The organism is Micromonospora sp. NPDC049580 (assembly GCF_040675595.1).
Classification (GTDB): domain Bacteria; phylum Actinomycetota; class Actinomycetes; order Mycobacteriales; family Micromonosporaceae; genus Micromonospora.
The window spans coordinates 1-6,262 of record NZ_JBFAPG010000379.1; the positions used below are offsets into that span (position 1 = coordinate 1).

Below are 6,262 nucleotides of genomic sequence, written 5' to 3' on the forward strand. Positions count from 1 at the left end.
GGACGAGCAGCGCAAGTGGCGGGCCGCGCAGCCACCGCTGCCGACCGGCCGACGGCTTGTCGACCCGATGATCAGCACGTTCGGCGCGGTCCTCGGCCGGTTCGGAGACGTGGGCGGTGACGATCCGCCAGCCGACGGGCAGGCGTACCCAGGTCTGGGTCTGCCGCCCGGTGGCGGCGGCGCCGGCGTACCCGAAACGGGTCGTCACGACCGCGAGGTCCGCGCCGAACGTGCTGATCATCGGGTCGACAAGCCGTCGGCCGGTCGGCAGCGGTGGCTGCGCGGCCCGCCACTTGCGCTGCTCGTCCAACCCGTACTGGTGGTCGGCGAGGCCGAACCGCACGGTCCGGTCGGAGTCCCAGAAGTACCCGCAGATCCCCTCGGCGTCGCCGTCGACCAGCGCCCGCTCGTAGCCGGCGAAGGCCGCCGCCACCTCGGCGACCACGTCCGTCCGATCGATCTCCACGCGGTACGTCCTCTCGATCCGTCGGGTCGGCACCTGGCCGCCCCGGTGCGAACGCGTCGGCACCTCCTCCGGGACGGCCGGCTCAGCCGCTCAGGGCCGACGTCTTCTGCTCGTCTTCCGCTCGATCGGTGGCGGGGCTGGTGGACGCGGTCGGATTGGGCGTCCGGTCCAGCTCGGCCTCCTCCGGGTCGGGATCGCGCGGCGTGGGCCGACCGAGCGCGACGATCACGCAGATCGCCGCGACGAAGAGGTAGCCGAGCGCCACCTGTCCGTTGGCGTTCCACTCGATCCGTTCGCCGTGGATCAGCCCGATGAACGAGAGCACCGCGCCGGCGCCGGCGAAGATCGCCGCCCGGACGAACCGCTTGTCGATGATGAAGACCACCACCGCGCCGAGCACCAGGCCGGCGAGGATGGCTCCCCGGCCGAGCACCAGCAGCCCGTCGTACACCACGCCGGCGCCGTTGAGCGCGTCGTCGCCGACCGCGGCGGCGCTGGTGCCGGCCGCCGCCAAGGCGTTGTCGATCTGCCCGGTCGCCCAGGCGGCGATGTTGGGAATCAGCGCGGCGACCACGGCCGCGGCGTGCGCCCGTGGGGTCGCCTGGAACGCCTGCGCCCCGATCAGCAGACCGATGTAGAGCAGGATCGGCACGATGGCCGCCGTCGGGAAGATCGCCGCGAGCAGCCCGAACATGCCGAGGAAGCAGAGCACCGCGATCACCACGCCGGTCGCCATCGAGTAGCCGCTGCGTCCACCCGCCGCCTTCCAGCCCGGGTGGCCGACGTAGACGGCGGGCGGGAACGGCGACCCGAGCGCCGCACCGATCACCGCGCCCGCGCCGTCGGCCAGCAGCACACTGCGCAGGTTGTAGTTGTCCCCGGCGGTCGCCGCGCTCTCCACGTTGGTCATGCCCTCGGTGAAGTTGTAGACGCCGAGCGGAATCGCCGTCGCCAGCAACGGCGCCATGTCGGCCAGCCCGGTGACCAGCAGGTCCAGCTTGAGCGAGGGTACGGCGACCGCGATGTCCCGCGCGGCCGCCGTGACGTCGGGCACCGACATCGCCCCGCCGGCCCAGCCGATCGCGGTGCCCACGAGCAGCGCCGCGAGCCCGATCGGGAAGTTGAACGGCAGCTTCACGTCGGTGAGCAGACCGATCAGCAGCAACGCGAAGACCGGCAGGGCGACCCAGGCCATGCGCCACATCTGCCCAGCCGGGTTCATCGAGATGAAGGTGATCGAGATCCCCGCGAGGGTGCCGAGCAGCGCGGCCCGGGGCGCGTACCGGCGGATGTAGGGCCCGACGAACGCGCCGATCAGCACGATCACGCCGATGATGAAGGCCCACGCCAGCCCGGCCTCCCAGGCCCGCACCGGATCCTGGGTGCGCAGGTAGATCGGGAGCATGATGACGAAGATGACGATGAACATGTGCGGCACGCTCGGCCCGTACGGCAGGGCCGTCACGTCGGCACGGTTCTCCCGGCGGGCGAGGCGGCGGGCCAGGAAGGTGTAGTAGACGTTGCCCGCGACCAGGGCGATGCCGAGCGCCGGCAGGATGGTGCCGAACACCTCCCCCTCGGGAAGGTTCACCACGGCGATGCAGAGCCCGGTCAGAGTGAGCACGTTGACCAGGACGTTGACGCCGAAACCGAAGAACGCGTTGGTGTCGCCGCGCACCCAGTACGGGAGCGGGACGACTGTGGGCTTCGTGGGGACCATGGCTGCTCCCGGTCAGGAAGAGGGCTGCAACGCGGACGTGGTGGGCAGCGCGGCGCGTACCTGCGCCGAGTCGGCGACCCACCCGAAGATCCCGCCCTGGGCGGCGATCATGTCGAGCCCGACCCGCTGGAACTCGGGGAAGTAGGACCCGACACAGTCGGCGAGCACGAGGCACTCGTACCCGCGGTCGTTGGCCTCCCGGACGCTGGTGTGCACGCACACCTCGGTGGTGACCCCGGTGACCAGGAGGCTGCGGATGCCCCGCTCGGCGAGCAGGGCGTCCAGATCGGTGGCGTGGAAGGCGCCCTTGCCGGGCTTGTCGATGACCGGCTCGCCGGGCAGCGGCGCCAACTCGTCGATGATGTCGTGGCCGTACTCGCCGCGGATCAGGATCCGGCCCTTGGGGCCGGGGTCACCGATCCGCTTGCTCGGCGCGCCCCGGTGGAGCTTGGCGGGCGGGCAGTCGGACAGGTCGGGCAGGTGCCCCTCGCGGGTGTGCACGACGGTCAGGCCGACGGCACGGGCGTCGGCCAGCAGCGCCGCGAGCGGCGCGATCGTCGTGCGTAACTGGCTGACGTCGTTGCCCAGGCTCGCACCGAAGCCGCCGGGCTCCAGGAAGTCGCGCTGCATGTCGATGACGAGCAGCGCGGTGCTCGGGAGGTCGAAGGAGTACGGGCCGGGTCGTGCGGCGATGGTCAACATGGGCGCACCTCACTTCGCCGTGGCGGCGATGACGTCCTCGGATGTGGTGACGCAGCCGAAGACGCCGCCCTGCATGGTCACCATGTGCAGCGCGGCGTCGTGGTTGGCCTTGTCGGTGGCGCCGGTGCAGTCGGAGAGGATCAGGCACTCGTAACCCCGGTCGTTCGCCTCGCGCATGGTGGTGTGCACGCAGACGTCGGTGGTGATGCCGGTGAGGATCAGGTGGGTGATGCCCCTGGTGCGGAGCACCAGGTCGAGGTTGGTGGCGTAGAAGGCGCCCTTGCCCGGCTTGTCGATGATCACCTCACCGGCCACCGGGGCGACCTCGGGCACGATCTCCCAGCCGGGCTCGCCCCGGACCAGGATCCGGCCGGCCGGGCCGGCCGCCCCGATCTCGGCGCCGATGCGCGCCGAGCGCCACCGCTTGTTCGCCGGCAGGTCGGACAGTTGCGGGTCGTGCCCCTCCCGGGTGTGCACGACGAGCATCCCGAGCGATCGGGCGTGCTCCAGCAGCCGGGCGGTGGCCGGCAGGCCGGCCCGGGTGAGGCCGATGTCGTAACCCATCGCGTCGACGTAGCCGCCCGGCCCGCAGAAGTCGGTCTGCCAGTCGATGCAGAGCAGTGCGGTACGCGCGGTGTCGGCCGCGCCGTCGTACGGCCACGGGTAGGGGTTGGCCGGTACCGGCCCGATGCTGCCCATCCTCTCGCCTCCTGTCGTGATCGCTGGTGCCGCCCGCGTCAGCGCCGGACGGCGGAACGGCGGTAGGCCCGCCACCCACCGCTGGCGCTGATGTCCTCGGCCGGCGGGCCCGCGGCATACGCTTCGCAGAGGAAACCGAGCACGTCCCGCCCGTCGTGCAGGCGGACCCACCCGAGCGAGAGGGGTGCGGGCACGCCGGCCAGCAGCCCACCGACCGCGGCGCTGGGCAACCGCCACAGCTCGACCTCGATGGGATGGCCCGACGGCCCGTCCGGGGCGATCCGGACCAGACCGGGCAGTCCCTCGCCGTCGGACGTGTCCATGCGGTAGAGCCGGTAGAGCGGCGCGGTGCGGGCGGTGCCGGCGAGGACCGCGCCGTGCCCGAGCAGCTCGCCGTTGCGGGACTCGCCGGCCAGGTGCCGGCCGACCACGGCGATCAGCACGTCCGCCCGGCGCTGGGCCGGCACCTCGATCGGCGGCGGGCCGGGCTCGACCTCCGGACCGGTTGCGCCGCCCGTGGTGAGGGTGGCGGCCAGCCGGGCCAGGGTGGTGTCGCTGAACGCCGGGCCGAGCAGGGTCAGGCTCGCCGGCCGGCCGGCGGCGGTGAACCCGTTGGGTACGGTCACGGCGGCCAGGTCGAGCAGGTTGGCGAACTGGGTGTAGCGGCCGAGCATGGCGTTGCGCCCGATCGGGTCCTCGGCGATCTCGTCGAGCGTGAACGTGGTGCCGACGGTGGGCACGACCAGCACGTCGACGTCCTGCCAGAGCTGGTCGACCTGCGCGCGCAGCTCGCGCAGCCGGTGCTGGCCCCGGAAGGCGTCGATCGCGTCGTAGCGCCACCCGGTCTCCAGCACGGCCCGGGTGACCGCGAGGACCGACTCCGGGTGCGACCGCAGGAAACCGCCCAGCGCGACGAGCCGCTCGGCCACCCAGGGCCCCTGGTAGAGCAGGTCCCCCGCCGCGAAGAAGGGGCCGAGGGGCACCGACCGCGGGGACCCGACGAGGGTACGCAGCAGTTGCACGCCGGCGGCGAACCGGGCCTCCTGCCCGGTGTCGCCGAAGAATTCGAGGTCTTCTGCCCGCGGCACCCCGAGGCGTAGGGTCCCCGGCATGCGGGGCACCACCCGCTCGGCCGGCAACGGACGTCCCCACGGGTCGGCCGAGGTGACGGCACGGGCGGCGTGCAGCACGTCGAGGGCGCCGGCCACGTCAGGGGCGAAGACCGACACGCAGTCCAGCGAACGGCAGGCCGGCACCACGCCGGCCGTGCTGAGCAGACCCCGGGTGGGCTTGAGGCCGACGATCCCGTTGAGCGCCGCGGGCACCCGGCCGGAGCCGGCGGTGTCCGTACCCAGGGCGAAGCTGACCTGGCCCGCGGCGACCGCGACCGCGGAGCCGGAGCTGGAGCCGCCGGAGATGAGGCCGCCGCCGAAGACGCTCTGGCAACTGCCGTACGGCGAGCGGGCCCCCGTGAGGCCGGTGGCGAACTGGTCCAGGTTGGTCTTGCCGACGAGCAGCGCGCCGCCGTCGAGCAGTCGGCGCACCACCGGAGCGTCCTCGGCGGCCAGGTATCCGAAGTCGGGGCAGCCGGCCGTGGTGACCATGCCGGCGACGTCGATGTTGTCCTTGACCGCGAACGGGATCCCGTACAGCGGCAGTGCCGGATCACCGTGGCGGGTCAGCGACTCGGCCCGTTCGCGCAGGCGGTCGGCCGGGACGGTGCTGATCCAGACCGGCTCGCCGTCGCGCCCGGCCAAGCCGTCCAGGATGCGCTCGGCCTGGTCGACGGGGGTCCGGCCACCCTCGCGGTACGCCGTCCGAAGCTCCGAGATGGACTCCACTCGTTCTGGCATACTGTCGATTGTCGACCGTTCTGTTACAGCGAATCACGCGCTCTGTAACGAGGACATGACGGCACGCATACCCCGGCCGGGGACCTAGTCGAGGTACGAGCGCGCTCCGTGCGCGGAGAGCACGGCGAGAACCTCCTCGGGGTCTCCCCCGACGACCGCCTCGAACAGCCGCTCGTGCCGGTGGACCCCGTCCAGCGGCTGCGCCACCTCCGCCTCGCGGCGCAGGTTGATCGCCATGTAGAGCTGCAACTTCACCAGGATCGAGCCGTACACGGCGGAGAGTTGACGGTTGCCGGCGAGCGCCACCAGCGCGACGTGGAACGCCCGGTGCGACTCCGCGACCGTCATCCGGTCGCCGGCCCGGGTCGCCTCCCGCATCTGGTCCAGCGTCGCCCGCAACCCCGCCAGGTCGCTCTCCCGGCCGACCGGGATCCCCGCTCGCACCGAGAATCGTTCCAGCACGTCCCGCAGCTCGTACAGCTCCCGCACGTCGCGGTCGGACAGGGTGGCCACCCGGACTCCGCGCCGGGGCACGTGCTCGACCAGGCCCTGCTGGGCCAGCAACCGCAGCGCCTCCCGCAGCGGAGCCCGGCTGATCCCCAGCCGGCGGGTCAACTGCTCCTCGACGAGGCGTTCACCCGGGTCGCTCTTGCCGCTGAGGATCTCCCGGGTCAGCCGGGAGACGGCGAGGTCCACCAGACTGACGCTCTCCAGCTCGCCGTCCACCGTCGATGCGGCCATGTCGTTCACGCCGACGAGTCTGCCACCCGTCGCCGTACGACCGGCGCGGACGCGTCCTGTCGGCCCGGCGGCCGACCCGGC

General features: G+C 72.6%; 6 protein-coding genes. All 6 read right to left on the reverse strand.

What is annotated here, in order from left to right:
• Positions 1-466: AtzH-like domain-containing protein (locus AB0J68_RS24525; protein ID WP_363940579.1), on the reverse strand; the 466-nt coding region annotated here is incomplete at its 3' end.
• Positions 467-548: 82 nt separating this feature from the next.
• Positions 549-2,186 (reverse strand): regulator, encoded by a 1,638-nt coding sequence (locus AB0J68_RS24530; RefSeq protein WP_363940580.1) that lies wholly within the window; start codon positions 2,184-2,186, stop codon positions 549-551.
• A gap of 12 nt (positions 2,187-2,198) precedes the next feature.
• The gene (locus AB0J68_RS24535; RefSeq protein WP_355066530.1) at positions 2,199-2,888 is read right to left on the reverse strand and encodes a cysteine hydrolase; all 690 of its coding nucleotides are present in this window, start codon (positions 2,886-2,888) and stop codon (positions 2,199-2,201) included.
• A 9-nt stretch (positions 2,889-2,897) separates the two neighbouring features.
• Positions 2,898-3,587, reverse strand: a complete 690-nt coding sequence (locus AB0J68_RS24540; protein WP_354855491.1) for an isochorismatase family cysteine hydrolase — start codon at positions 3,585-3,587, stop codon at positions 2,898-2,900.
• Positions 3,588-3,625: 38 nt separating this feature from the next.
• Positions 3,626-5,440, reverse strand: coding sequence for an allophanate hydrolase (gene atzF / locus AB0J68_RS24545; RefSeq protein WP_363940581.1), 1,815 nt, complete (start codon positions 5,438-5,440; stop codon positions 3,626-3,628).
• Between the two features lie 84 nt (positions 5,441-5,524).
• The coding region (locus AB0J68_RS24550; protein WP_363940582.1) for a GntR family transcriptional regulator at positions 5,525-6,262 on the reverse strand (738 nt) is incomplete at its 5' end.